25 protein-coding genes and 2 tRNA genes are annotated in these 26,429 nt (G+C 65.6%); 10 read left to right on the plus strand and 17 right to left on the minus strand.

Translation table 11 applies throughout. The features are described from left to right. Positions 1-10 precede the first annotated feature (10 nt). The gene (locus V3596_RS08595; RefSeq protein WP_334277269.1) at positions 11-808 is read right to left on the minus strand and encodes a MinD/ParA family protein; all 798 of its coding nucleotides are present in this window, start codon (positions 806-808) and stop codon (positions 11-13) included. Positions 809-810: 2 nt separating this feature from the next. Next, on the minus strand, positions 811-1,536 hold the full coding sequence (locus tag V3596_RS08600; protein WP_334277270.1) for a GGDEF domain-containing protein: 726 nt from the start codon (positions 1,534-1,536) through the stop codon (positions 811-813). 202 nt (positions 1,537-1,738) lie between these two features. Here V3596_RS08600 and V3596_RS08605 point away from each other — a divergent pair, with 202 nt between their 5' ends. Genes V3596_RS08605 through V3596_RS08615 form a run of 3 tightly spaced genes read left to right on the plus strand, consistent with a single transcriptional unit; the run spans position 1,739 to position 4,441 of the window. After that, the gene (locus tag V3596_RS08605; RefSeq protein ID WP_334277271.1) at positions 1,739-2,593 is read left to right on the plus strand and encodes a CheR family methyltransferase; all 855 of its coding nucleotides are present in this window, start codon (positions 1,739-1,741) and stop codon (positions 2,591-2,593) included. 46 nt (positions 2,594-2,639) lie between these two features. Then, the gene (gene cheD, locus V3596_RS08610; protein WP_395386410.1) at positions 2,640-3,311 is read left to right on the plus strand and encodes a chemoreceptor glutamine deamidase CheD; all 672 of its coding nucleotides are present in this window, start codon (positions 2,640-2,642) and stop codon (positions 3,309-3,311) included. Between the two features lie 29 nt (positions 3,312-3,340). Next, positions 3,341-4,441 carry a protein-glutamate methylesterase/protein-glutamine glutaminase gene (locus V3596_RS08615; RefSeq protein ID WP_334277272.1) on the plus strand — a complete coding sequence of 367 codons (1,101 nt, stop codon included), beginning with the start codon at positions 3,341-3,343 and terminating at the stop codon, positions 4,439-4,441. Positions 4,442-4,451: 10 nt separating this feature from the next. Here V3596_RS08615 and V3596_RS08620 read toward each other — a convergent pair whose 3' ends face one another. After that, positions 4,452-4,844 (minus strand): nuclear transport factor 2 family protein, encoded by a 393-nt coding sequence (locus tag V3596_RS08620; RefSeq protein ID WP_334277273.1) that lies wholly within the window; start codon positions 4,842-4,844, stop codon positions 4,452-4,454. Positions 4,845-5,145: 301 nt separating this feature from the next. Between V3596_RS08620 and V3596_RS08625 the strand changes: the two genes are divergently transcribed. Further along, on the plus strand, positions 5,146-6,075 hold the full coding sequence (locus V3596_RS08625) for a LysR substrate-binding domain-containing protein (protein ID WP_334277274.1): 930 nt from the start codon (positions 5,146-5,148) through the stop codon (positions 6,073-6,075). On the opposite strand, the gene hemW is transcribed toward V3596_RS08625, so the two are convergent. From hemW to V3596_RS08650, 5 genes are read right to left on the minus strand one after another with little or no spacing between them, the layout of a single operon-like run. Then, positions 6,038-7,243, minus strand: a complete 1,206-nt coding sequence (gene hemW, locus V3596_RS08630) for a radical SAM family heme chaperone HemW (protein WP_334277275.1) — start codon at positions 7,241-7,243, stop codon at positions 6,038-6,040. The genes V3596_RS08625 and hemW overlap by 38 nt on opposite strands. 14 nt (positions 7,244-7,257) lie before the next feature. After that, positions 7,258-7,863: an RdgB/HAM1 family non-canonical purine NTP pyrophosphatase gene (rdgB, locus tag V3596_RS08635; protein ID WP_334277276.1), complete on the minus strand. Its 606-nt coding sequence runs from the start codon at positions 7,861-7,863 to the stop codon at positions 7,258-7,260. 4 nt (positions 7,864-7,867) lie between these two features. Continuing rightward, entirely contained in the window at positions 7,868-8,605 is a 738-nt protein-coding gene (rph, locus tag V3596_RS08640; protein ID WP_334277277.1) for a ribonuclease PH, read from the minus strand. Positions 8,606-8,634: 29 nt separating this feature from the next. After that, on the minus strand, positions 8,635-9,564 hold the full coding sequence (locus V3596_RS08645) for a PP2C family protein-serine/threonine phosphatase (RefSeq protein WP_334277278.1): 930 nt from the start codon (positions 9,562-9,564) through the stop codon (positions 8,635-8,637). Next, positions 9,561-10,529, minus strand: coding sequence for a serine/threonine protein kinase (locus V3596_RS08650; protein WP_282825949.1), 969 nt, complete (start codon positions 10,527-10,529; stop codon positions 9,561-9,563). The genes V3596_RS08645 and V3596_RS08650 overlap by 4 nt, the downstream gene beginning before the upstream one ends. Positions 10,530-10,560: 31 nt before the next feature. Between V3596_RS08650 and V3596_RS08655 the strand changes: the two genes are divergently transcribed. From V3596_RS08655 to V3596_RS08670, 4 genes are all read left to right on the plus strand, one after another. Then, positions 10,561-11,472, plus strand: a complete 912-nt coding sequence (locus V3596_RS08655) for a YicC/YloC family endoribonuclease (protein WP_334277279.1) — start codon at positions 10,561-10,563, stop codon at positions 11,470-11,472. A 35-nt stretch (positions 11,473-11,507) separates the two neighbouring features. After that, positions 11,508-12,128, plus strand: coding sequence for a guanylate kinase (gene gmk, locus V3596_RS08660; RefSeq protein ID WP_334277280.1), 621 nt, complete (start codon positions 11,508-11,510; stop codon positions 12,126-12,128). A gap of 20 nt (positions 12,129-12,148) precedes the next feature. Beyond that, on the plus strand, positions 12,149-12,352 hold the full coding sequence (gene rpoZ / locus V3596_RS08665) for a DNA-directed RNA polymerase subunit omega (protein ID WP_124452325.1): 204 nt from the start codon (positions 12,149-12,151) through the stop codon (positions 12,350-12,352). A gap of 115 nt (positions 12,353-12,467) precedes the next feature. Further along, positions 12,468-14,732, plus strand: coding sequence for a RelA/SpoT family protein (locus V3596_RS08670; protein ID WP_334277281.1), 2,265 nt, complete (start codon positions 12,468-12,470; stop codon positions 14,730-14,732). On the opposite strand, the gene greB is transcribed toward V3596_RS08670, so the two are convergent. After that, positions 14,733-15,290, minus strand: a complete 558-nt coding sequence (gene greB / locus V3596_RS08675; protein WP_334277282.1) for a transcription elongation factor GreB — start codon at positions 15,288-15,290, stop codon at positions 14,733-14,735. Between the two features lie 37 nt (positions 15,291-15,327). Between greB and V3596_RS08680 the strand changes: the two genes are divergently transcribed. Beyond that, the gene (locus V3596_RS08680; RefSeq protein WP_334277283.1) at positions 15,328-16,446 is read left to right on the plus strand and encodes a CaiB/BaiF CoA transferase family protein; all 1,119 of its coding nucleotides are present in this window, start codon (positions 15,328-15,330) and stop codon (positions 16,444-16,446) included. 92 nt (positions 16,447-16,538) lie between these two features. On the opposite strand, the gene V3596_RS08685 is transcribed toward V3596_RS08680, so the two are convergent. The 6 genes from V3596_RS08685 to hemC all read right to left on the minus strand — a co-directional run bounded on the left by V3596_RS08685 (position 16,539) and on the right by hemC (position 20,968). Then, positions 16,539-16,615, minus strand: a tRNA-Arg gene (locus tag V3596_RS08685). 111 nt (positions 16,616-16,726) lie between these two features. Then, positions 16,727-16,803: transfer RNA gene (locus tag V3596_RS08690), tRNA-Arg, on the minus strand. Positions 16,804-16,866: 63 nt separating this feature from the next. Next, complete coding sequence (locus V3596_RS08695; RefSeq protein ID WP_334277284.1) at positions 16,867-18,114, minus strand: heme biosynthesis HemY N-terminal domain-containing protein; 1,248 nt, start codon at positions 18,112-18,114, stop codon at positions 16,867-16,869. 17 nt (positions 18,115-18,131) lie between these two features. Next, positions 18,132-19,235, minus strand: a complete 1,104-nt coding sequence (locus tag V3596_RS08700) for a uroporphyrinogen-III C-methyltransferase (protein WP_334277285.1) — start codon at positions 19,233-19,235, stop codon at positions 18,132-18,134. A 3-nt stretch (positions 19,236-19,238) separates the two neighbouring features. Then, on the minus strand, positions 19,239-20,012 hold the full coding sequence (locus V3596_RS08705) for a uroporphyrinogen-III synthase (protein WP_334277286.1): 774 nt from the start codon (positions 20,010-20,012) through the stop codon (positions 19,239-19,241). Between the two features lie 17 nt (positions 20,013-20,029). Further along, positions 20,030-20,968, minus strand: coding sequence for a hydroxymethylbilane synthase (gene hemC, locus V3596_RS08710; RefSeq protein WP_334277287.1), 939 nt, complete (start codon positions 20,966-20,968; stop codon positions 20,030-20,032). A gap of 217 nt (positions 20,969-21,185) precedes the next feature. Here hemC and ppc point away from each other — a divergent pair, with 217 nt between their 5' ends. Continuing rightward, positions 21,186-24,011, plus strand: a complete 2,826-nt coding sequence (gene ppc / locus V3596_RS08715; RefSeq protein ID WP_395386423.1) for a phosphoenolpyruvate carboxylase — start codon at positions 21,186-21,188, stop codon at positions 24,009-24,011. A gap of 36 nt (positions 24,012-24,047) precedes the next feature. Here ppc and V3596_RS08720 read toward each other — a convergent pair whose 3' ends face one another. Together V3596_RS08720 and V3596_RS08725 are read right to left on the minus strand one after the other, a co-directional pair. Then, a complete protein-coding gene (locus V3596_RS08720; protein WP_334277288.1) occupies positions 24,048-25,355 on the minus strand; it encodes a hypothetical protein in 1,308 nt (435 codons plus the stop codon). A 37-nt stretch (positions 25,356-25,392) separates the two neighbouring features. After that, complete coding sequence (locus tag V3596_RS08725) at positions 25,393-26,313, minus strand: hypothetical protein (protein ID WP_334277289.1); 921 nt, start codon at positions 26,311-26,313, stop codon at positions 25,393-25,395. Positions 26,314-26,429 lie beyond the last annotated feature (116 nt).

Consider the following 26,429-nt stretch of genomic DNA (forward strand, 5'->3'; position numbering starts at 1 on the left):
GAGGTGAGTTTCAGGTCAGCAGGCGATTGGCCAGCGCCTTGACGCCTTGTGCCGCCTCGCTGCCCGGGTACTGCTCGATCAGCAACTGGCGCTTCAAGACAGCCTGGCGAACCGTGGGGTCGTTGCGCACCTCGCCCAGCAGGTCGAGGCGGAAGGCCTGACCCGGCTGCTGGCCAACGAAACGCTGCAGCACCTGCTGCAACTGGCCGCAGATCACGCGGCCTTCACCCAGGCGCGAGGCCTGATTGACCAGCAGGCCCACCTGGCGGCGGCCCTGCTGCGTGGCAAGCACCTTGATGGTGGCGTAGGCGTCGGTCAGCGATGTCGGCTCGGGCGTGGCCACGACCATCACGTCGGTGGCCAGCGACACGGCAAACAGCACCACGTCGGAGATGCCGGCACCCGTATCCAGCAGCACCCAGTCAAAGCGCGGCTTGACCTGGTCGATGATCGACAGCAGGCGGTCCCGCACTTCCGGCGTGAGCCGCGAGTACTCCACCATGCCGGAGCCGGCCAGCAGCACCGAGAAGCCGCCCGGCGCCGGCAGGATGGCCTGATCCAACGTTGCCTTGTCGGTGAATACGTCGTGCAGCGTGAGCTTGGGGTGCAGGTTGAGCACCACGTCCAGGTTCGCCAGGCCGAGATCGGCATCCAGCACCAGCACACGCTCGCCGCGAGCTGCCAGGGCTGCGGCCAGGTTGGCGGTGACGAAGGTCTTGCCAACGCCACCCTTGCCGCTGGTGACGGCCAGGGTGCGTGCGCCGCCGCTGCGGCCGGTGCGTGGGGGGGCGGCAGGAATTGCGCTCATGCTCACTCGCCGTCCTGAAGCTGCGATGCAGCAAACAACATGCCTTTTTCCTCGGCGCTCACCAGCGATTCCATTTGTGCTTCCAGGCAGGTACGGTTGCGGCCCTCGGCCTTGGCGCGGTAGAGCTGGCGGTCGGCCCGCTCCATCCACAGCAGAGAGGATGAACGCACCCATTGCGGCGCAAAGGCACCACCGACGCTGATGGTCACGCCGATGCGTTGGCTTGGCGATACATCTAGCCTGAGCTCGGCCACCTGCTCGCGCATGCGCTCGGCGACCGTGAGGCCAAAGCTGCTCGGGCAGTTGGGCAGGATGATGGCGAACTCTTCGCCACCCACGCGCGCCACGGTGTCCATGGGCCGCACGACACTCTCGATGGCGCGGGCCACGGCCTGGATGACCAGATCGCCGGCCGCGTGGCCATGGGTGTCGTTCACGGCCTTGAAGTGATCGATATCAAGAACCAGCAAAAGTGCCGGCTCGCCTGAACGGGCTACGCGGTCCACTTCGCGCGACAGCGCCATCTCGAAGCTGCGGCGGTTCACGAGGCCGGTCAGGGCGTCCTTGCTGGAGAGATCGCAAAGCGCGTCGATCACGCCTTGCAGCCATTCAGAACTGTAGGGCTCGGCCTCAGGCAGCAAGGCACCGGCCTGCTGCAGCAGTTGCAGGGCGGGGTCGAGCGCCAGTTGGCGGGCGTCGATCAGCGGTGGCGTGGCGGGGTTGTTCAAGGCGCTTGTTATCGTGTCGCGGCAGTCTAGCAGCGCCACAGCCGGCAGCATGTCTGGAAACGGATTGTGATTCAAGCCGCAGTTTCACCCATTCGATTGCAGGCCCGCCCCACCCGCTTGGGGGCAGAATAGACGGCAAACGCCCAGCAGGGTCTGCTGGACAGCCAGAGCCAGCGCCCGAAGAAGTCAAAGAGCCCACTACATGCCCGCTGCCCCGAACGGATCGTCCAGCACAGAGTCGATCGACCACGAGTTCAGCTTCAGCAAGGCCGACTTTGATCGCGTCCGCCAATTGATTTACCAGCACGCCGGCATCAGCTTGCATGAAGGCAAGCAGGCGATGGTCTATAGCCGTCTGTCGCGCCGCCTGCGCGACACCGGCCACAACAGCTTTGCCAGCTATCTGCAATGGCTGGAGCAAAGCAGCGGCCCGCAAGGTGCGGCCGAATGGCAGGAGTTCGTCAACTGCCTGACCACCAATCTCACGTCCTTCTTCCGCGAAGACCACCATTTCCACGCGCTGGCCGACGACCTGAAGGCCATCAATGCCCGGCCGATCCGCATCTGGTGTTGCGCCGCCTCCACGGGGGAAGAGCCCTACTCCATCGCCATGACCTGCCACGAGGCACTCGGGGCCAGCGCGCCGATGCAGATCATCTGCAGCGACATCGACACCAACGTCCTGAACACCGCACGCCGCGGCGTCTATGGCGCCGATTCGCGCGGGCTCAACCACGTGCGGCTGCGCAATTTCTTCCTCAAGGGCACCGGCGCCAACGAAGGCAAGATCCGCATCAAGCCCGAGCTGGCGCGCTGGATCGACTTTCGCCCCCTGAACCTGATGGACACGCAGTGGCAGCTCGGTGACCCCTTTCACATCGTGTTCTGCCGCAACGTGATGATCTATTTCGACGGCCCCACCCAGCGCAAGGTGCTGGAGCGCATTCACCGTGTGATGAAGCCGGGCGGCCTGCTGTTCGTCGGCCATTCGGAGAACTTCACCGAGTCCAAGGACCTGTTCCGCCTGCGCGGCAAGACCATTTACGAGCGCGTCTGACGCCGGCCTGCTCAATAATCAAGCACGAACCAGCCGAAACCCACCGATGAGCACCACACAGCCCTCCGCCGGTGCCGCATCCGGCATGATCACCAGCAGCGCCGGCGCCGCCCGCGTAGCCCAGCTCAAGGCGCAGTCGCGCAAGCAGGGTGAGGCCTCGTTCTTCTTCTACGACGCGCACTTCAAGAACGCGGCCGTGAAGATCCTCCCGGGCGAATACTTCGTCGACAACGAGGACATCCTCGTGATGACGACGCTGGGCTCCTGCATTGCCGCCTGCCTCTGGGACCGGCATGCGCAGATCGGTGGCATGAACCACTTCATGCTGCCCGAGGGCACGGGCGATTCGGGCCGCTATGGCTCCTTCGCCATGGAACTGCTGATCAACGAAATGATGAAGCGCGGCGCCTCCAAGAGCCGCATGGAAGCCAAGATCTTCGGTGGCGGCGCCGTCATTGCCGGCATGAACACCATCAATGTCGGCGAGCGCAACACCAACTTCGTCATCGACTTCCTGAAGCTGGAGCGCATCCCCATCGTCTCGAAAGACGTGATGGACGTGTACCCGCGCAAGGTCTGCTTCCTGCCGCACAGCGGCAAGGCCATGGTGAAGCGCCTGGCACCCACCAATACCGACGCCCTGGTCCAGCAAGACCGGGCCGCCGCCCAGAAAGCCCAGCCGGTCGTGGCCACCGGGGGATCCGTCGACTTGTTTTAGGCCGCATCCGCGGCAAAGAGAGAATAGAAATGGCCAAGACCACCGTCGTCGTCGTCGACGATTCCGCGCTGGTGCGCAGCATCCTGACCGAGATCATCAACCGCCAGCCGGACATGGTCTGCATCGGCGCCGCCGCCGACCCGCTGCTGGCCCGCGAGATGATCCGCAATCTCAACCCGGACGTGATCACGCTGGACGTCGAGATGCCCAAGATGGACGGGCTCGATTTCCTGTCGCGCCTGATGCGTCTGCGGCCGATGCCCGTGGTGATGGTGTCCACGCTGACCGAGCGCGGTGCCGAAGTCACGCTCAAGGCGCTGGAGCTGGGCGCCATCGACTTCGTGGCCAAACCGAAGATCGGCGTGGCAGACGGCATCCGCCTGCTGGCCGACGACATCACCGACAAGATCCGCATCGCCTCCAAGGCGCACATCCGCCGCCATGTCGCGCCGGCGCCGGCGGCCGCCGCCGCGCCAGGTGCACCGGCAGCGCCGGCCAGGCCGGTGACTGTTTCCAGCATCGGCCGCATGTCGACCGAGAAAATCATCTTCATCGGCGCCTCCACCGGCGGCACCGAAGCCACGAAAGACGTGCTGGTGAACCTGCCTGCCGACTGCCCGGCCGTGGTCATCACCCAGCACATGCCGCCCGGCTTCACCAAGAGCTATGCGGCGCGCCTGGACGGACTGTGCAAGATCCGCGTGAAGGAAGCGAGCGACGGCGAACGCATCCTGCCCGGCCACGGCTACATCGCGCCGGGCGGTTTCCATCTGAGCGTTGAGCGCTCCGGTGCCAACTACATCGCCCGCGTGCAGGACGGCGAGCCGGTGAACCGGCACAAGCCTTCGGTCGAGGTGCTGTTCCATTCCGCCGCCCGCGTGGTGGGCCCGAATGCGCTGGGCATCATGCTCACCGGCATGGGCGCTGACGGCGCCAAGGCCATGAAGGTGATGAAGGACGCCGGCTCCTACAACTACTGCCAGGACGAGAACACCTGCGTGGTATTCGGCATGCCGCGCGAGGCCATCGCGGCCGGCGCGGCCGACGAAGTGCTGCCGCTGCAGCAGATCGCGCCGAAGCTGATCGAGCGGCTGCGCAGCACCTCGGGCATGTCCTTGAATCGCGTCTGATCACGCATCTTCAGTCATAGCGCGGCTCGCCGAACACAAAGGTGGCGCCCTGGATCAGGCCGTCGCGTACCTCATAGATCGCCAGCATCTCGGCCCGGCCCAGGCCCTTGTCGTAATGACGACGGATCTCCTCGTGGTCGATCACCGAGTTGCCGATCACGCGGCGCGAGATCAGCCGAACCTGCAGACTAGGATCGGTAAAGCGGACAGCGAGTCTTTCACCCATGGCTGCATGGCCACGCGCCAGCAGCCGTCCCGGGTGCTCGTACTGGCTGGCGTCTTCGGCGTAGGTGGCAAGCCAGGCTTGCAGGTCGCGGGCACGGTAGGCGTCGAGCTGGGCCTGGACGACTTGTTCAGGGCTGCGTTCGAGGATGGTGTCGGGGGCGTAGGGGGCGTTTGGCATGGCTGGGCGCTCGTCTGAGCTTGTTGTGAATTGCCGATGACCGGGTTCTGCAGCAGCAGGTCCGCATTGCTGTCGATGAAGGCATGGGCCGAGCTGGCCAGAACCAGGGCCGACACCAGCGCCACCAGGGCGATGATCAGGGCGGGCGTCAGCGCCGTCGTTGGGGCTTCGGGCTTGCAGCCGGGGCAGTGGTTCATGGTCTTCTCCTCGCAATGCTGGTCATCGTATTGATCCAACACTTGCGCCACAAACGCTTTATCATTGCCTACTTGGTTAGAAATACTTTCCAATCGAGGCATTCATGAGTCGGCTTCCCCTGCAATACCTGGCCGCCTTTCGCGCGGCGGCCGGCACAGAGAACCTGCGCGCTGCGGCAGAGCGCCTGAACCTGACGCACAGCGCGGTCAGTCAGCAGATCCGCGCGCTGGAGACCCAGCTCGGCTTTGCCCTGTTCGAGCGCCAGGGCCGGCGCATCGTCCTGAATGCAGCGGGCCACACGCTGCGGGCCGGTGTCGAGCGCGCCTATGGCGAGCTGGAACAGGCCCTGCAGGCTGCCCAGGCCTTGCACGGCCAGACGCAACGCAGCCTGCGCGTCACCGTGCTGCCGTCATTCGCCCAGCGCTGGCTGATGCCGCGGCTGGGCCGCTGGCATGCGCGGCACCCGGAAGTGGCGCTGGAACTGAATGCTTCACAAGCCGTGGTCGACCTGGAGCGCGACGGCTATCACCTGGCCTTGCGCCAGGGTCGCGGCCCCTGGACCGGCCTGATCAACGAGCCCTTGTTCGAATCGACCTTCCTGCCCGTCGCCGCGCCGGCACTGGCCCACCGGATGATCGGCAAGCCGCTCGAAAGCCTGGCTTGCGAATCGCTGCTGGGCGACGCGGGCATGTGGACGAGCTGGTTCGAGGCCGCCGGCAAGCCGCAGCGCAATCTCGTGCCCATGGCGAGCTTCAACGACGCGGGCCTGCTCTTGCAGGCGGCGGAGCAAGGCATGGGCATCGCGCTATGCCGGGAACTGCTGGCGGCTGACGCACTGCTGGATGGTCGGCTGGTCCGCCTCGCCCATCATTGCTGGCTGGACGGCGAGCAGCGCGGCTACCACCTGGTCTACCCGCCTGGCTTGAAGGAAGACCCGGCGCTACGAGCCTTCTGCGACTGGCTGAAGTCGGAGATTGCGCTGTCCAGTGCCGCGCTCAGCGGCCAGCCAGAAACAGCGACTGCAGATCGCTGAGGAAATCGAAACCCAGTGGCGTGGCGGCCAGTCGCGACACGTCATTGACCAGCAGGCCTTTCGCCCGCGCCTGCTCCAGCGATGCGGCAATGCTCGTCATCGGCAGGCCGGTGCGCTCGAGATAGCTCACCAGTGGCACGCCTTCAGCGAGGCGCAAGGCATTGAGCATGAACTCGAAAGGCAGCTCGCTGGCTACCACTTCGTTCTCGTTCGACATCGCCTGGCCTTGCGCTGCCTTCTGCATGTAGGTTGCCGGCTCACGCCAGCGCACCTGGCGCAGGACGCGGTGCGGGAACGAGAGCTTGCTGTGCGCGCCGGCGCCGATGCCGAGATAGTCGCCAAACTGCCAGTAGTTGAGGTTGTGCTGGCAGCGATGGCCATCACGCGCATAGGCAGAGACCTCGTAGCGCGAGAGCCCCAAGGCGCCAGTGCGCTCGGTGATCAGGTCCAGCATCTCGCTGGCCAGGTCCGGGTCGGGCAGGTCCTCGGGCGTGTCGACCGCGAAGCGCGTGTTCGGCTCGATGGTCAGGTGATAGACCGAGAGATGCGGCGGCTTGAAGCTCAGCGCTTGATCCAGCTCGATGCTCAGCTCGTCCAGCGTCTGGCCGGGCAGCGCATACATCAGGTCGATGTTGAAGGTCTCGAAAGCGCCCGCTGCCTCGGCAATTGCGGCCTTGGCCTGCTCGGCGTTGTGCACGCGACCCAGGCGCTTGAGCTTGTCGTCGTCAAAGCTCTGCACGCCGATCGACAGGCGCGTGATGCCAGCCTCACGAAAGCCCTTGAAGCGCTCGAGCTCGAAGGTACCCGGGTTGGCTTCGAGCGTGATCTCGCAGCCCGGCTCCAGCGGCAGACGAGCCCGCAGGTCCGAGATCAGCTCACCGATCTGCGCAGGCGCGAACAGGCTGGGCGTACCGCCACCGATGAAGATGCTGACCACTGGCCGGCCCCAGATCAGCGGCAGCGAAGCTTCCAGGTCGGCGCGCAGTGCAGCCAGGTACTCGCGGGCCACATCGGCCGGCAGCTCGCCGCCCTGCTTCCACTCATGAGAGTTGAAGTCGCAATACGGGCACTTCTTGAGGCACCACGGCAGGTGCACATAGACGCTGAGCGGCGGCAAGGCGGGCAGCGTCAATTGCCCGGGGCGCATCAGCTTGATGATCTCAGCCATGGCGCAACTTCAATTCAGCCAAGATGCCAGACAGCGCGCATCTGCGCCGCCAGGTCCGCAGCCGCCAAGGCGCGATGGCTCAGGGCGTTCTTCTCGGCACTGGTGAGCTCGGCCACGCTGCGCCCCAGCGACGGAATGAACATCAAGGGGTCGTAGCCAAAACCGCCCTCGCCTGCCAGTGCAGGCAAGATCTGACCCTGCCAGCGACCCATGGCGACCAAGGGTTCCGGATCGTCGGCCGAGCGAACGGCCACCAGGGCACAGACGAATCGCGCGCCGCGATCTTCAACACCGGCCAGCTTCTCCAGCAGCACGGCGTTGTTCTCGGCATCACTCTTGATGCGACCGAAAAGCGTGGCATAGCGTGCCGACAGAACACCGGGCGCACCGCCCAGCGATTCGACCGCCAGGCCGGAGTCGTCAGCCAACGCAGGCAGGCCACTTTCACGAGCCGCATGTCGAGCCTTGGTCAGCGCGTTCTCGACGAAGGTATGAAACGGCTCCTCGGCCTCGGGGATGCCCAGCGAGCCCTGCGTCAGAAGCTCGACGCCCAGAGGCGCAAACAAGGCCTGCAGCTCGGCCAGCTTCTTGGCATTGTTGGAGGCGAGAACCAGCTTCATGGCTTCAAGCCTTCAAGGCGGCCTGCTGGGCCGCGAGCAGTTCGCGTATGCCCTTGTCGGCCAGGTCCAGCAGCGAATTCATCTCAGCGCGCGTGAAGGCCACGCCTTCGGCGGTGCCCTGCAGTTCGACGAAGCCGCCGCTGGCGGTCATGACGACATTCATGTCGGTATCGCAGGCCGAGTCTTCGGTGTATTCGAGGTCCAGCATCGGCGTGCCATTGACGATGCCCACCGAGATGGCGGCCAGGCCGTCGCGGATCGGCGAAGCGCTGATCTTGCCCTGGCCGATCAGCCAGTTCACGGCATCCTGCGCCGCCACGAAGGCGCCGGTGATGGCCGCCGTGCGGGTTCCTCCGTCAGCCTGGATCACGTCGCAGTCGATGGCGATGGTGCGCTCACCCAGGGCGCCGAGGTCGAACACGCAGCGCAGCGAACGGCCGATCAGGCGCTGGATCTCCTGTGTGCGGCCGCTCTGCTTGCCGCGGGCGGCTTCGCGGTCGCCGCGGGTGTGCGTGGCGCGGGGCAGCATGCCGTATTCGGCCGTCACCCAGCCCTCGCCCGAGCCACGCTTGTGCGGTGGCACCTTTTCTTCCACCGAGGCGGTGCACAGCACCTTGGTGTGGCCGAACTCGACCAGCACCGAACCCTCGGCATAGCGCGTGTAGTGGCGCGTGATGCGCACGGGGCGCAGCGAATTTGCCGCGCGGCCTTCAGAGCGCAGCGGCTTGGAAACTTCGGTCATGAGAAATCCTTCGGGGAGAAGCGCGGGCTTCAGCTTTTCTTCTGCTTGGCTGCGCGTTGCTGGATCGCGTCCTGGATCTCGCGCACGGAGCGGTCGATCTCGGCATCGTCCAGTTCATTGGGCCGCTCGGCGTTGTTGGCCGACTGGATGGTGGAGGCAAAATCGTCGTCGCCGAGCGCCTGGGTGGAATGCGATTCGCCGTCCTGGAGGCTGTCTTCGCCTTCGTCGGTGCCTTCCCACTCAACCGCCAGCACGGTGACATTGTCGCAGCGCGGCCCGCCATTTCGCAGCGCCAGCTCCACGAGGTCGGGCACCGAGTCGGTGATCTGCCGCGAAGCCAGTTGCTCGGTGATGATTTCGTCGGACACCGTACCCCAGAGGCCATCCGAGCACAGCAGAAGCCGATCGCCCGGCTCCAGCACCATCGGGCCATGCAGGTCGACCATGGGCTTGCCCGGGCTGCCCAGGCAGGTGAAGAGCACGTTGCGGTTGAAGCGCTCGCCGGCCGGCGTGGCGCGGCCCAGCGCGTCTTGCAGCTCGCTGTAGGAGTGATCTCGCGTGCGCGCCACCAACTTGCCGCCGCGCACGAGGTACAGCCGCGAATCGCCGCAATGCGCCCAGTAGCACTTGTTGCGTTGGATCACCGCGGCCACCACGGTGGAACGCGGTGTGTCTGGCAGGCCCTTGTCGGCCGAGTAGCGCAGGAGCTGGTGATGGGCATTCAGCACGGAGTCCGATAGATAGCCCGCCGGGTCCGACAAACCGGGCTTGGCATCGCGCTGGAATTGCAAGGCCATGGTCTGCAGCGTGAGCTGCGAGGCCACCTCGCCCTCCGGATGCCCGCCCATGCCATCGGCCAATGCAAACAGCCCGGCATCTCGGGTGTAGCAGTAGCCCATGCGGTCTTCGTTCTTCTCTCGCCCTCCGCGTCTGCTGACCTGGTAGACGCTGAACCTCACGCCTTGGCTCCGGACTTGAGGTTCTCCAGTTGCAGCTTGAGGCGTTCGCTGAAACTCAGCTTGGTGTAGCGGCGCTCGGTTTCGCGGCCCAGCTCTTTCTGCAGCGCAAAGACCGACTGCGGGCGCGACAGCGGGTCGAGCGACATGCACCATTCGGTGACTTCGATCAGGTTGTCGGAATAGACATTGCGCAGGCGCGAGAGGCTGAGACTCAGGCGGTCCTTCTCGATGCGCTGCGGAGCGTCGTTGGGCGGATAGCCCTGCATGCAGGCGTAGATGCAGGCGCCGATGGCGTAGATGTCGGTCCAGGGGCCCAGCGCGCCGTCGCGGCGGTACATCTCGGGCGCGGCGAACCCAGGTGTGTACATCGGGCGGATGAAGTTGCCCTCCTTGCTCAGCACTTCGCGCGCCGCGCCGAAGTCGAGCAAGACCGCCTTGTTGTCATTCGTGATGAAGATATTGGCCGGCTTGATGTCCAGGTGAAGCATCTTGTGCTGGTGGACGATGCGCAAGCCGCGCAGGATCTCGTCGAACAGGCTGCGGATGGTGGACTCACGGAACACCTTGTCGCGCTTCATGTCGCGGGCGGTGACGATGAAGTCCTGCAGCGTGTCGCCCTGCAGGTAGTTCATCACCATGTAGACGGTTTCGTTCTCGCGCAGGAAGTTCAATACCGAGACGACGCTCGGGTGCGAGATCTGCGCCAGCGAACGGCCTTCTTCGAAGAAGCTCTTGAGGCCCAGGCGGTACAGCGGCTGCTTCTCAGGCTTGACGCGCGGCGTCAGCTCGCCGGGCGAGCGCTCGGCCAGCGAAGAAGGAAGGTATTCCTTGAGAGCAACCAGGTGGTGCTCGGGATCTTCGGCAAGGTAGACGACACCAAAACCACCCGCGGCCAATCGCTTGATGATCTGGTAGCCCCCGACCACCGTTCCTGCCGGCAAGGGTGCCGGTTTCGGCTTTGACATAATCGCGTTTGCTTTGCTTACCGAATGCTAGATGCCAGTCTACAGCATGACGGGTTACGCCAGCGCCAGCTCGCAACCCTCCGCACACCCTGAAACTGGGGCCAATTCATCCGCCAGCGTGACCGTCGAACTGCGTTCGGTCAATGGGCGTTTTCTCGACCTCAGCATGCGCATGCCCGAGGAGCTGCGAGGCCTGGAACCGGCCTTGCGCGAGCTCGTCTCGGCCAGCATCAAGCGCGGCAAGGTCGAGCTTCGTATCAATACGCAACGCGAGGCCGACACGGCCTGGCCCCAGCCGCAGCCCGAGCAATTAAACCGCCTGGCTCAGCTGCAGTCCACGGTGCAGACCTGGTTGCCAGAGGCCCGCTCGCTGAGCGTCCAGGAAGCCCTGCACTGGTGCAAGAGCGGCGGCACGAGCGAAAAGCTGGACGAACCGACGCTGGAAGCCGCGCGCCGATGCGTGGCCGGTCTGCTGGAAGCGCGTGAACGCGAGGGTGAGAAGCTGGTGGCCGTGCTCCTGGAGCGTGTGGCCCGGCTGCGGGAACTGGCCTCCCAGGCCGAGCCGCTGGTCCCCGAAGTCGTGCAGCGCCAGCAACAGCGCTTTCTTGAGCGCTGGGCGGAAGCACTGGCCGGCACCGGCTCGGCCCAATCGGTTTCCGAAGATGCATCCCGCGAGCGGGCGCTGAACGAAGCCACCGCCTATGCGATCCGCATCGACGTGGCGGAAGAGCTGGCCCGTTTGCGCGCCCACCTGGACGAGATCACCCGCCTGCTCAAGAAGGGCGGCGAGCTGGGCAAGCGCCTGGACTTCCTGATCCAGGAACTGCTGCGCGAGGCCAACACCTTTGCCTCCAAGTCGGCAGCCATCGAGCTGACCAATATCTCGGTGGAAATGAAGGTCGCCATCGAGCAGTTGCGCGAGCAAGTGCAGAACATCGAATAAACAGACAGAACGGCAGCAAGGGAGCACACAGATCCATGGAATACCCCGGCAATCTCTTCGTCGTTGCAGCGCCCAGTGGTGCGGGCAAGTCCAGCCTGGTGAAGGCCCTGCTGGAGCTGGACTCAAAGCTGGACGTCTCGATCTCGCACACCTCGCGCGCGCCGCGCGGCCAGGAGCAGCATGGCCGCGAATACTGGTTCATCAGCTCGGACGAATTCCGCGCCATGGCCGCTCGTGGCGAGTTCTTCGAGTGGGCCGAGGTTCATGGCAACCTGTATGGCACTTCGCGCGCCGCCATCGAGGCCCGCATGGCCCATGGCGATGACGTGGTGCTGGAGATCGACTTCCAGGGCGCTCTGCAGATCAAGCAGTTGTTTCCGTACGCCGTGCTGATCTTCATCCTGCCGCCCAGTTGGGATGAATTGAAGCAGCGGCTGAACCGCCGCGGCGACACCGAAGCCGAGGTCATCGAGACCCGCATGGCCAACGCCCGGGTCGAGGTGGCACAGGCGCAGAACTTCGATTTCGTGGTCGTCAATGCGGTGTTCGACACGGCTGTTTTCGACCTGAAATCCATCGTCCACGCACAAAGGCTAAAATACGCAGCTCAGCGCCGGAATCGCTCCGCCGTCTTCCGCGCTCTTGATCTTCCCTGAATACCTGTACTGGAACCCAAATGGCCCGCATCACCGTTGAAGATTGCCTGACCAAGATCCCCAACCGCTTCCAGTTGGTGCTTGCCGCAACCTACCGCGCTCGCATGCTGAGCCAGGGCCACACGCCCAAGATCGAAAGCAAGAACAAGCCGGGCGTGACCGCTCTGCGCGAAATTGCTGCCGGCGAAGTCGGCATCGAGATGCTGCGCAAGGTGCCGGTCTAAATCCGCCACGCTTGAGCCAGGTCGGGCACCTTCGGGTGCCCGTTGTCGTTTCTGCGAGTGTCAGCAATGGCCTTGTCGCCCGGGCGTCAGAGATTCATGGGTTAAATTCCAAGGCATGGGTCTTCGATCATTTGCCGCCGCACGACTGCCAGCCGCCTTGACTGGGCTGACCGCCCTGCGCGCGCCCGTTGAACCCACGCCGGCCGAGGCGGCAAGCTTCGATGCCCTGGTGCACAAGCTGCATTACCTGCCCAAGGCCGAGATCAAGCGCATCCGCGAGGCCTACAAGTTCGCCGACGAGGCCCATCTGGGCCAATTGCGCGCCAGCGGCCAGCCCTACATCACGCACCCCATCGCCGTGGCCGGCATCTGCGCCGACTGGCGGCTGGATTCGCAGGCGATCCAGGCCGCGTTGATGCATGACGCCATGGAGGACTGCGGCGTCACCAAGATCGAGCTGATCGAGAAGTTCGAGGCCCCGACCGCCGAGCTGGTGGATGGCCTGACCAAGCTCGACAAGCTGCAGTTCTCGACCAAGGAAGAATCTCAGGCCGAGTCCTTCCGCAAGATGCTGCTGGCGATGGCGCGCGATGTGCGCGTGATCCTGATCAAGCTCGCCGACCGTCTGCACAATATGCGCACGATGGAGGCGATGGCGGCCAACAAGCAGCGTCGCATCGCCCGCGAGACGCTGGAGATTTACGCCCCGATTGCCCACCGGCTGGGTTTGAACGAGATCTACCGCGAGCTGCAGGAGCTTTCGTTCAAGTTCATCCATCCGTGGCGCCATGCGGCACTCAGCAAGGCCATCAGCAAGGCGCGCGGCAACCGGCGCGACCTGGTCTCACGCATCGAACGCGACGTGATGAAGGCGGTGGGCGAGTCGGAGCTCAAGGTTGAGGTGCACGGCCGCGAGAAGACGCTCTACTCGATCTACAAGAAGATGCGCGACAAGCACCTGAGCTTTGCCCAGGTCAGCGACATCTTCGGCTTCCGCATCGTCGTGGCCGACCTGCCGCATTGCTACCTGGCGCTGGGCGTGCTGCACCAGCTCTACAAGCCGCAGCCTGGCCGCTTCAAGGACTACATCGCCATTCCCAAACCCAACGGCTACCAGTCGCTGCACACGACGCTGGTGAGTCCGCTGGGCACGCCGGTGGAGTTCCAGATCCGCACCGAGACCATGCACATGGTGGCCGAGAAGGGCGTGGCGGCGCACTGGCTCTACAAGAGCAACAGCCAGAGTGCCCAGCAGCTTGGCGCGCACTGGCTGCAGTCGCTCCTGGACATCCAGGACGAAACCCGCGACGCCAACGAGTTCCTCGAGCACGTCAAGATCGACCTGTTCCCGGACGCGGTCTATGTGTTCACGCCCAAGTCCAAGATCATGGCCCTGCCCCGCGGCGCCACGCCGGTGGACTTCGCCTATGCCATCCATTCCGACGTGGGCGACCATTGCGTGGCCGCCCAGATCAATGGCGAGCCGGTTCCGTTGCGCACCGAGCTGCACAGCGGCGATGTGATCGAGATCGTCACGGCCGACAGCGCCCGCCCGAACCCGGCTTGGCTCAGCTTTGTGCGCACCGGCCGGGCCCGCTCCAAGATCCGCCATTTCCTGAAGAACCTGGAGCAGGAAGAATCTCGGGAACTGGGCCAGAAGATGCTCGCGCAAGCGCTGCGCGCGGAAGGCCTGGCCTTGCCGAGTCTCGATGACGAAGAACTCAGGGCCGCCCAACTCTGGCAGCAGTTGGCACGCTGGGCGGGCAACCGCCACGTGGACGAGCTGCTGACCGAGATCGGCCTGGGCCGCAAGATTGCCACGATCGTGGCCAAGAAGCTGGCCCGCATGCTGGCCGACCAGGGCGAGCGGCCGGACGCGGTCACGCTGACCTTGGGCCGCTTTGCCACAGACGACGCGCCAGCCCAAGGCATGGTGATGATCGACGGCAGCGAAGGCGCTTCGGTGCGCCTGGCCACCTGCTGCCGGCCGATTCCGGGCGACGACATCAAGGGCTACCTGGGCCGTGGCGAGGGCCTGGTCGTGCACACCGCCGAATGCCAGGTCGGCCGGCGCCTGTTTCAGCGCGATGCCGAGCACTGGATCGCCGTGGCCTGGGCCGAGGAACTCAGCCGCCCTTTCGAGGCCGCCGTGGGCCTGCTGCTCAACAATGGCAAGGGCGTGCTCGCCCAGGTTGCTTCTGCCGTGAGCAGCGCCGAGGCCGACATCACGCACATCTCGATGGTGGAAGAGCCGCAGACCCGCGAGACCGCCGAGATGAGCCTGCTCTTGTCCGTGCGGGACCGGCTGCACCTGGCCGATGTCCTGCGCACGCTCAAACGCAGCGCCACTGTGCTGCGCGTCTGGCGGATCAAACCCTGATCACTGCTTGGGCTTGGGGTAGCTGACCTCGATGATCTCCAGCTTCTCGATGCCGCCCGGCGTCATCAACTGAACCTCGTCGCCTTCACGCGCCTTCAGGAGGGCGCGGGCAATGGGCGAAACCCACGAGACCTCGCCAGCCAGGCTGTCCGACTCGTCGATGCCCTTGATCGTGATCGTGCGCTCTTCGCCTCTTGCGTTGGCATAGGTGACGGTAGCGCCAAAATAGATCTGGTCGTTGCCGTGATGCAGGCTCGGGTCGGCGACCTCGGCAATGTCCAGGCGCTTCGTGAGGAAGCGCAGGCGGCGATCGATCTCGCGCAGCCGCTTCTTGCCATAGAGGTAGTCGCCGTTTTCCGAGCGGTCGCCATTCTTGGCCGCCCAGGAGACGATCTCGACGATCTTGGGCCGCTCTTCATCCAGCAGCGTCATGAACTCGCTGCGCAGGCGCGCATAGCCCTCGGGCGTCATGTAGTTGCGCGTGCCTTGAGGCAGCGCGGGCAGGCCCACGTCCTCGTCGTCATCGCTATCGTTTTCCTTGGTGAAGGCCTTGCTCATGGCCTGTATTGTGATCTTGGTTGAAACAGGAGAAATCATGGGTCCTCTGCACGGACTGCGCATCATCGAATTCGCCGGCATCGGCCCCGGGCCCATTGCCGGCATGCTGCTGGCCGATATGGGCGCCGAAGTGATCGTCGTTGAGCGGCCGGCGGCCTTGCGCACCCTGGGTGGCGGCGGCGCCATGAACCGGGGCAAGCGCTCGGTCTGCCTCGACCTGAAGTCGGCCCAAGGGCTGGATGCAGTCAAGCGACTGGTGCTAAGCGCAGATGCACTGATCGAGGGCTATCGGCCCGGCGTGATGGAGCGCCTGGGTCTCGGACCCGAAGTGTTCGAGACCAGCCATCCGCGCCTGGTCTACGGCCGCGTCACCGGCTGGGGCCAGACCGGCCCGCTCGCGCAAACGGCCGGCCATGACATCAACTACCTCGCGTTGACCGGCATCCTGAGCATCGCTTCGCGCGCTGGCCAGGCGCCGACGGTGCCGGCCACACTGATCGGCGACATGGCCGGCGGCGCGATGTTCCTGGCGTTCGGGCTCGTCTGTGCGCTGATGGAGGCCCGCCAGTCCGGTCGGGGCCAGGTGGTGGACGCGGCCATGGTCGATGGCGTGGGCGTGCTCAGCGGCCTTGTGCATGCCTTGCGCGGCGTCGGCTTCTGGGGAGACGACCCGGCTCGCAATTTCTTCCTGCACGACTCGCCCTTCTACGACAGCTTTGAATGCGCCGATGGCCGCCACATCACGCTGGGCGCCATCGAGCCCCCCTTCTATGCCGAGCTCCTGAAGCGCCTGGGGCTGGACGATGTCAACCCGAAGCGCCAGTACAGCTTCGACGACTGGCCCGCCTTGCGAGCGCGGGTTGCTGCGCGCATCCGCGAAAAGAATCGCGATGAATGGAGCGCCCTGATGGAAGGCAGCGATGCCTGCTTCGCGCCCGTGCTGACGCTGGCCGAAGCACCGCAGCATCCACACCAGCGGGCGCGAGGCAATTTCGTTGTGGTGGACGGGCATCTTCAGCCATCGCCGGCCCCGCGCTTCTCACGCACCGCCGCCCGCACGCCCGGGCGGTCTCCCGAGCCCGGCGAAGACACGTCCGAGCTGCTGCGCGAGCTGGGCATGAACGAGGGCAACATTGCTGCAGCCCGTGGCAACTGAGAAGCAACCATGCGGCCAAGCAGGCACCGGGCACGGTGCACAAAGCAAAAAGGCCAGCGATTTCTCGCTGGCCTTTGCCTTTTCTTCTTTTTTGGTGCGGCTGGCAGGATTCGAACCCACGACCCCTTGGTTCGTAGCCAAGTACTCTATCCAACTGAGCTACAGCCGCTAACTTCTTTGTGAGCCGTCTTCTTGACCAGCTCTCGCGGCCCTTGTGACTCTTGTGGCACGCGCTTCAATCTATTTTTATTCTTCGCTCCTGATCTCTCAGGTGTTTTTTTGGTGCGGCTGGCAGGATTCGAACCCACGACCCCTTGGTTCGTAGCCAAGTACTCTATCCAACTGAGCTACAGCCGCCCGAAGCCTTGCATTCTAACCTGATTTTTCAGGCCTTCGCAAGAAAAACACCAAGACTCATGCTCAATGAACCATCGCCGCCGCCTCATGGCAGCGCGCGCGGCGTTCCATATCGCCATCGTTGGCTGCCAGCAGGGCCAGCACCAGCCAGCTGCGGCGGCGCGCAGCCAGTGGCAGGCTGCGGTCATCGCAAACCTGTTCCAGGATCAGGCGAGCCTTGCCCCAGAGCTGGCGTTCGGCGAGCGCATGTCCGAGTGCATAGCTGAGATGCGCGTCGCGCGGCCAGCGCTGCTGCGCTAGCTCCAGGCGTTGCAGCCATTCGGGACCCAGACCGGGCAAGGCCTGGACCAAGGCCTCGGCCAGGGCAGCACGCTCATCGGCGGCCAGCTCGGCAATCTGCTCCCAGAAAGGCCGCAGCCAGCCGCGGCCGTCTTCGGGTGCGCCAAAAGTGACAGCCACACTGGCTGCACGCGAGGCCACGAAGGCATCGCGCCGGTCGGCCGGGTCCAGCTGCTGCCAGACCATGCGCAGCTGATCAGCATCGCGCGCAGCTTCCAGTGCCTCGATGGCCAACGAACGCAGCAAGCCCTGTGCGGCCAGCTTGGAAAAGCCCTGGTGCTTGGCCAGCATGCGCGCCGTGCGCAAGGCTTCCAGCGATTGGCCGGCCATGCGCTGAGCCTGCAACTTCAAGCGCAAGGCCTGCGTGCGCCGCCCGACACCCGGGCCCAGCTCGGCCAGGAGGCCCAGGGCCCGCGCGGCATCGCGATCATCGAGCGCCCATTCAGCTGCGAGCAGGCGGGTGCCGTCTTCGACGATGCGGGCCGAGCCCTGCTCGCGACTCAGGTCCAGGGCCTGCTGCAATTGCTCGTCGCGGCGGCGGCGGTCTTGCAGACGGTGCGCACTTTGCGCCGCCAGCAGGTGGCTCAAGGCCAGGAAGGCGCCGTCTTGATTCAACCCGGCCGTCTGCGCCTGGATGGTCAATGCCTTCTGCGCAGCCTTCTGTGCACGGCCGTAGCGGGCACCGAAGAACTCGGCCAGCGCTTCCCGCAGCGCGGCTTGCGCGGAACGGTCCCGTTGGGCCACGCGCCATTCGCGCGCACGGCGCGGCAGGCTGGTCAGTGAATTGGCCGTGTGGATCAGGGTCACCACCGCAAAACAGGTGGCCACCAGGATCAGGAGGAACAGGTTCAGCGACAGGTCGAGTCGCCAGCCATTCCAGTAAAAACTTGCCAGGCCGTCATTGCTGCCCAGGGTCAGCGCGGCAACTACCGCCACGCCGAACAAGAGCACCAGCCAGATCACGCTGCGCATCTGATCGCCCTACCCTCTCAGCGGCCGGGCACGGCAGCGGTGAGTGCCGCCAGCGTGTCGTCCGGACGCGGCAGCACCACCTGGCGGGCCTGGCCTTGCACCTGGCGCAAGAGCTCGTTGGCCACGCCGACCTTGCGCGATTGCGGATCGAAGTAGCGCTCGAGCAGCGCCTGCACATCGCGCAGATCGGCCTGCGCCGTGTCGTACTGGCGGCTCAGCAGTGCCAGCCGCGCATTGAGCAGGCGCAGCTTCAGGTTTTCACGCAGGAAATAGCGCTGGTCGGGCGCCAGCAGCATGGCTTCGGGATGTTCGATGCGCGTGACCCGGATCAGGCTGCGCGCCTCACCCCAGACCAGACCCCAGACTTCCTGCCAGCGCTCATTGGCAGCATCAAGCCAGCCAGGCTCCTGGCCCTTGACCGGTGCCGGCTTTACCGCCGGCTTGGCAGCACGACGCTCACGCACGGATTGCAGCGCATCGGCCTTGTCGGCACTGGCCACCAGGGGCAGCTCATCCAGCAGGCGCGCCACTTCATCGAGCTTGATGGCCAGTGTGGCCACATCAATGACGCTGACCGACTTCACGCGATCCAGGTCGCGCACCACGGCCCGGCGCACGCCTTCCATGCGCGGCTGCTTGCTGCGGGCCAGTCGCTCATCGGCCTGGCGCAAGGCAGCCACCAGAGGCTCGGCACTGCCTGTGATGGCGGCTTGCTGCAAGGCGACGCGGATCGAGGCTTCGATGTCGCCAATCACGTTTTCATCGCGCGAACGCGACATCGACTGGATCAGCTCTTCCAGCTGACTGCGCTGCAAGGCCACTTCAGCCAGACGCGCATCCAGCAAGGCCACCTTGGCTGCTGTGTCGCGGCTCAGATCCTGGGCCTGGCGCGACTGGGCACGGGCTTCGCTCGCCTCACCCTGGCTGTTGGCCTGGCGGCGCACCAGCTCCTGTTCCAATGACAGAAGACGGCTGTGGCTGAGCCAGGCCATGGCCAGCCCGGCCACAGCAAAAAGCGCAATGGCAGCAAAGCCCACTTGGGGCCAGGGGATGGGCTTGGCCGGCAGCGCAGACGGGGCTGGCGCGGGCTCGGCGGCGGTGGTGTTTTGGTCGTCGCTCACGGTTCAAATGATTGTAGGGGCGCCCCCCGGCAGCGTACGGTAGGCCGCGGCGACAGCGCTGGCATCGGGTCGCGCCAATACGACATGGGTCCAGCCCTGGGAGCGGGCGGTCTCGGCAATGCGGGGATGGGTGGCGATGGCCAACGAGTCGGCGCGAGGCTGCCCCCCTAGTTCAACCAGGTTCTGGATGGCTTCGGAGCTGCTGAAGAGCCAGACATGCTCACGCGGCGACAGCAGCGCCTGATCGAGCAGGCCTTGCTCAGCCGTATCAAGGCTCGGGCAGGCGCGGCGATAGATGTTGAAGGACTCGACTTCGGCGCCGTGTTCTCGCAGCCGCTCGGCCAGCCAGTCGCGGCCGCCCTCGCCGCGCAGCATCAGCGCGCGGCGGCCCTGCCAGGGCTCACGAGCCAGCAGTGGCCAGAGGGTTTCGGAATCAAAACTCTCGGCCTCAGCCGGCGGCTGGCGCAGCAGCTCGGCCGGCACTCCAGCAGCCAGCAAGGCCTGGGCGCTGCCGGGGCCGACGGTGGCCGCGAGCACGCCAGCCGGCCATGTTTGACTCACCGGGCGCGCCGCGAAGAATCGATCCACCGCATTGGGGCTGACGAACATGGCCAGGGCCGAACCCGGCAGGCGCTCCCAGGCCCGCGCGGCCGCAGATTCATCGTGACCCGCTTCGATTGCAATCAAAGGCAGAGCGACTGCATCAACGCCCTGCGCCGACAGGCGCGCCAGCCAGTCTGTACATTGGGGCCGAGGCCGGGTGAGCACCAGGCGCATCACTGCCCTTCGCAGCCTCAGGCCGCGGCCAGATAGGCCTGCGCGCCCTGGGCGCGCAAGGCATCGGCTGCCGCTTGACCCAAGGCGCGGGCCTCGGCTTCATCAGCCACGGCGGCCTCCAGCTGAATTTTCAGGAGCGGCAGGTCGTGGCGTTCCGGATGGCCCAAGGCGGCGCTCAGGCGCAAGACCTGACCCTGCACACCCGGCGACCACAGCGCGTGCGCAGCCAGCGGCATGCTGCAGCTGCCACCCATGGCGCGCGAAACCGCCCGCTCGGCCTGCGTGGCCAGCCAGGTCGGCGCGTGGCTCATGGCGGCGAGCTGCGCCTTCAGCGCGTGAGCATCAGCCCTCAGCTCGAGCCCCAAGGCGCCCTGCCCGGCGCAGGGAATCATCTCGTCGACCGAGAACACCGCCTTGATGCGCGAGGCCAGGCCCAGCCGCTTGAGACCGGCAGCGGCCAGGACGATGGCCGCATAACCGCCCTCATCCAGCTTGCGCAAGCGGGTGTCGAGGTTGCCACGCAGCGGCTCGATGCGGATGTCCGGCCGCACGGCCTTGATCTGCACGACGCGGCGCAGACTGGAGGTGCCAACGACCGCGCCCTCGGGCAGCTCTGCCAGGCTGGCGTAGTGGTTCGAGACCAGCGCATCGCGAGGATCTTCGCGTTCCAGGATGGCAGCCAGCTCGAAGCCCTCGGGCAGCTCCATCGGCACGTCCTTCAGGGAATGCACGGCCAGCTGGGCCCGCCCCTCTTCCAGCGCGGTTTCCAGTTCCTTGACGAACAGCCCCTTGCCGCCGACCTTGGACAGCGCGCGATCCAGGATCTGGTCGCCCTTGGTGGTCATGCCCAGGAGGCTCACGGCCAGGCCACGATCTTCCAGCAGCGCCTTGACATGCTCGGCCTGCCACAGCGCCAGCCGGCTTTCCCGGGTGGCGATCACAACATTTTCACTCATGCGCCCATGCTAGCAGGCAGGCTCGCCTGCGCGACTGCGCCAAAGCAAGGCCAGGCGCCGGCTGCGGCCCGGGGCTTCGACGCCAGGACAGGCGCGCTTCGCTGAAACGCAATGCTGCAGCGCACGAAAGCATGGAAGAAACTGCTACAGTCAGAATCAGGTAACTTGGTTACAGACCCGGTTGCCTCACTCCGCTTCACCTCAGCCGTCGAACACCATGCCCGCCAAGCCCGCTTCCAAGTCTTCGGCCGCCCCGGCCAAGAAGTCGTCCGCTGTCCACGCCAAGAACCAACCCTTGATGGATGACATCCGGCTCCTCGGTCGCATTCTTGGCGAAGTGATTCGTGAACAGGAAGGCCGCGAGGCCTACGAGCTGGTCGAGCGGGTGCGCAAGCTGGCCGTGGCTTTCCGCCTGAAGCGCGACGCGCAGGCCGGCAAGATCTTCGACAAGCTGCTCAAGGGCCTGTCGGGCGAGCAGACCGTCAGCGTGATCCGCGCTTTCAGCTATTTCTCGCATCTCGCGAACATCGCGGAAGACCGCCACCATGTGCGCCGCCGCGAAATCCACGAGCGTGCCGGCAGCACGCAGGCCGGTTCACTGGCTTACTGCCTGGAGCGCCTGCACGACGCTGGCGTGCGCCCCTCCGAAGTGGCCAAGACGCTCCAGCACGGCTTCATATCGCCGGTGCTGACCGCCCACCCGACCGAAGTCCAGCGCAAGAGCATCCTGGACGCCGAGCGCGCCATCGCCGAACTGGTGGGTCAGCGCGACGGCCTGCACACCGAACGCGAGAAGCGCGACAACGAGAACTTGATCCGCGCCCGCATCACCCAGCTCTGGCAGACGCGCATGCTGCGCTACTCCAAGCTGACGGTGGCGGATGAAATCGAAAACGCCCTCTCCTACTACCAGGCCACCTTCCTGCGCCAGATTCCCAAGCTCTACGCCGAGCTGGAAGAAGCGCTGCCGGGCCACGAGCTGAACAGCTTCCTGCGCATGGGCCACTGGATCGGCGGCGACCGCGACGGCAACCCGAACGTCACGGCCACCACACTGCGCCACGCCTTGAAGCGCCAGAGCGAAGTGGCGTTGCGCCACTACCTGACCGAGCTGCATGAACTCGGCGCCGAGTTGTCGATCTCGGCTCGCCTGGCCCATGTCACGCCGCAGATGCAGCTGCTCGCCGAGCGCAGCCCGGACCGCAACGAGCACCGCATGGACGAGCCCTATCGCCGTGCGCTGACCGGCATGTATGCCCGCCTGGCCGCTACCTTGCATGACCTGACCGGCACCGAGGCATTGCGCCACGCCGTGGCCCCGCAAGACGCCTATCTTTCGCCCGACGAGCTGCTGGCCGACCTGCGTGTGATCGAGGCTTCGCTGAGAAGCCATCACGCCGAGGCCCTGATTGCACCGCGCCTGCAGCCCCTGATGCGCGCCGTGCAGGTGTTCGGCTTCCACCTCGCCACTCTGGACCTGCGACAAAGCTCTGACCAGCACGAGGCTGTCATTGTCGAGTTGCTGGCCACGGCCAAGGTCTGCCCCAACTACAGCGCGCTGGACGAAGCCGGCCGCCGCGCGCTGCTGATTCAATTGCTGCAGGATGCGCGCCCGCTGCGGGTGATCGGTGGCGAGTACAGCGAGAAGTCGCTCGGTGAACTGGCCATCTTCGAAGCGGCCCGCGAAGCGCGCCAGCGCTTTGGCCGCGAGTCGATCCGGCACTACATCATTTCGCACACCGAGTCGGTCTCCGACCTGCTCGAAGTGATGCTGCTGCTGAAGGAAGCAGGACTCCTGCGCGGCACCCTGGACAGTGGCGCCGTGAACGACCTGATCGTCTCGCCCTTGTTCGAGACCATCGGCGACCTGCGCGAGGCGCCGGTGATCATGCGCGAGTTCTATGCGCTGCCGGGCATTGCCGAGCTGATCAAGCGCAGCGGCGCCGAGCAGGACATCATGCTCGGCTACTCCGACTCCAACAAGGACGGCGGCATGTTCACCAGCTCCTGGGAGCTGTACCGCGCCGAGATCGCGCTGGTGTCGTTGTTCGAGGAGCTGAAGAAGACCCAGCCGATCACCCTGCGACTGTTCCACGGTCGTGGCGGCACGGTGGGCCGTGGCGGCGGCCCGAGCTACCAGGCCATCCTGGCCCAGCCTCCCGGCACCGTGAACGGCCAGATCCGCCTGACCGAACAGGGCGAGGTGATCGCCTCCAAGTACGCCAACCCCGAGATCGGCCGCCGCAATCTCGAAACGCTGGTGGCTGCCACGCTGGAAGCGACGCTGCTGCATCCGACCAAGAGCGCGCCGAAGAGCTTCCTCGAAGCCGCCCAAGCCCTGAGCGACACCAGCTTCAAGGCCTACCGCGGCCTGGTCTACGACACGCCGGGCTTCGCCGACTACTTCTTCGCCGCCACGCCGATTCGCGAAATCGCCGAACTGAACATCGGCTCGCGCCCGGCCTCACGCAAGGCCACGCGCGCCATCGAAGACCTGCGCGCCATTCCCTGGGGCTTCAGCTGGGGCCAGTCGCGCATCGCCCTGCCCGGCTGGTGCGGCTTCGGTTCCGGCGTCGAGGCCTTCCTGGGCAGCGAGCCCAAGGAGCGGGCGCAAAACCTGGCCTTGCTCAAGCGCATGCACAAGCAATGGCCCTTCTTCAGCACCTTGCTGTCCAACCTTGACATGGTGCTGGCCAAGACCGACATCGGCATCGCGCAGCGCTATGTGGAGCTGGTGGAAGACAAGCGCCTGGGCAAGAAGATCTTCGCTGCCGTGCAGCGCGAGTTCGAACGCACGCAAGCGGCACTCGCCCTGATCACCGGCGAAAACAAGCGCCTGGCCGCCAACCCCGCCCTGGCCCGCTCGATCGAGCACCGCTTCCCCTACATCGACCCACTGAATCACCTGCAGGTCGAGCTGATGCGCCGCTACCGTGCGGTAGCACCGGAGAAGCGTGCCGAGGACCCGACGATGGAGCGCGTGCAGCGCGGCATCCATCTCTCGATCAACGGGATTGCGGCGGGGCTGCGGAATACCGGCTGAGGGCGGGCCATTGACGAGGACGCATCCGATACGCCTCTACTTCCCGCTGCGCACCGTGCCCAAGTAGATCTTCGGGTTCAGGCCCTGCGCAGCCAGACTCTCGCGCATGGCTGCCAGGTCATCCAGCTGCGCGACGCTGCGCAGCCGTTGACGCAGCGCCGGCTGCAAGGCGCAGGAACCCAGGTTCAGGCTCTCGACCTGTTCGTCGTTCAGGTCCCGGTGCTCGCGCGACCAGTACTGCAAGGCCTGCACTTCTTCATGCCGCTCCTGCCAGAGGCCCGCCGCAGTTTCCTGATTGCGCGCAATCGACACCGCCACCATCCGGGCGAGCACGGGGCCAAAAGACTGCGAATAGAGGCGCTCGGCGACCCCGGTGCAGGCAGCCTTGGCAGCGGTGGAGCTCGCTTCCCGGCAGCGCTCCACCAGCACGAAATAGCGGGTCTCGTCCAGCGTGTAGATGGCTGCCGTCGCGAGTTGCAAGGCAGCCGCGGACCTGAGCCCCGCAGGAGCGTCCTCGGACATCAGCTGAAGCAAGGTCTGGTAATAGCGTTGCCGATGCGGCTCCTCCTGATTCGATGCCAGCGCCTGGTTCAAGAGCGGCAGCCACTGCCCCTCGGGCGCCGACTCCGGCAACAGGGACAGGCTCCACAGTTGCGCGTCCAGGTTCCAGGGCTCGAGCTGCAGCCAGCGCTGCAGAATCTTTACGCACAGCGAGCTTTCCGACTTGCGACAGGCTTGCTGCGTCGCCAGGCGCGACCCATAGCCTTCGCTGGCAGCGAGCCCGGATTGCAACAAGCGCTTCGCGCTGGCCAGGCGCTGCTCCGAACTCGCGACCGGCCCACCCTGCAAGAGGTTCGCGGTATCCAGGTTGGCCAAAAGGAAATCTCGCGTCGCGAGCGAAGCCGCGTCGCCACGGGCGGACAACTGCGCCGCCCAGCTCTGCAGCAGCTCCTCAGCCGATTGAGCCAGCGCTTCCGTGGCGGGCCCGCGAGGGCTTCCTTGCCGCCCCCCTTCGCCATGCGTGCGCAGAGCCTCGGCAACACGTGGCGGGCCCTGCTCGCACCAGGCGGCATCGTGCTTCGGATCGAGCAGCCAGGCCTTCTCGGCCGCGGCGCTGGCTGCGGCCTGGTCTGCCTCTGCACCCACTTGCGCGGCCAGGCCCCAGGGATTGATTGCGCTGCTCGCGGCCTCGTTCGCTGAAGATACCGCCGACGAGCCTGAAGACACACTGCTGACGCCGGGCCACAGACCGCCGGATGGGCGATCAAAGACCAGCAGTGCCAGCAGCCCAGTCGTCAGCAGCAATGCTGCGGCGCCGAGCCACCAGCGGCGTCGAATCGACATCGCAGCGCCCTCCTTCTTGTGGCTTGTCATCTTAGGGTCAGCGCCGCATCGCATTGCGTATCGCGGCCCATTCGCCTTGCTCGGCGCGCTCGGCCATGCGGGTCAGGTCTTGCCTCAGCGAGTTGCAACTGAAGGATTGCATGATGTCCTTGCCCAACAGGGGCAAATGGCCGTCGCGCCACCTTTGAGCGGCCTTCAAGTCGACATCGGTGACAGCCAAGTCCTCCGCCGCAAGGCCCGTCGACGCGGCCAGCTTGAGGGCCATGTGTTTGTCCGACAGATTGGCACCGCCTCGCGACAGATTCCGAGCCAGGCGTCGACACTCCTCGCGGCGTTGACCATCCTCCAGGGCCTTGCCCGAGCAGGCATCCCGCAAGGCCTTGTCACCCAGCATTTGCTCCATCGCAGAACCGGAAGGCAAGGCATCGACTTGCACGGCGAGGCCGAAGCGCTCGAATTCGTTCAGGTCACCGGCCATCTGCTGCACCTGCAAGCCCATGAGCCCGGTGTGCATCTCGAAGCGAGAAGCCAGTGTCAGCCGACTCCAGGCCGCCGTCGCCGCAGCGTCGTCTTGCCGCTCCCGAGCCGCGCGCCAGACCGCCAGCCACGCGCGGCCGTTGTCAGGCTCCAGCGCCGCCCAGCCCTGAGCCGTGTAGGGCGAGCAATGAGCCGGATCAGCCGCCCGCTTGAAATTTGCAAGCCGCGAGCTTTCGTCCTGGCAATGCAGATAGCGCAGGGCATAGGCTCGCGGATCACTGCGCAGCAGCGCCTCGGATGGCGGCACCGGATCGCTGGCAAGCACCTGGCCGGCCAGTTGTTCCAGCGCCGTGGGACGGGCGCGCAGACGCGCGGCCACCCGCTGCTGCATCTGCTGCGCTTGCGCCAGAGCGGCTTCCTCGCTCTGGCTGAGGCGCTGGATGAGCGCCTTGAGTTCGCCGACGGAGCTCGGCAGTTGCAAGCTCGGCTGGCCGCACAAGTCCGTCCGGTCGTCGAGAGGGCTGCCCGCGCTGGCCATATTGGGTCGCAGGGTCGATTGCCCAGTCTGCAGCACAGAGTCGGGCAGCTCAGGTGTAT

Origin of the sequence: Roseateles microcysteis (genome assembly GCF_036880965.1) — a bacterium.
Lineage (GTDB): Bacteria > Pseudomonadota > Gammaproteobacteria > Burkholderiales > Burkholderiaceae_C > JAUASW01.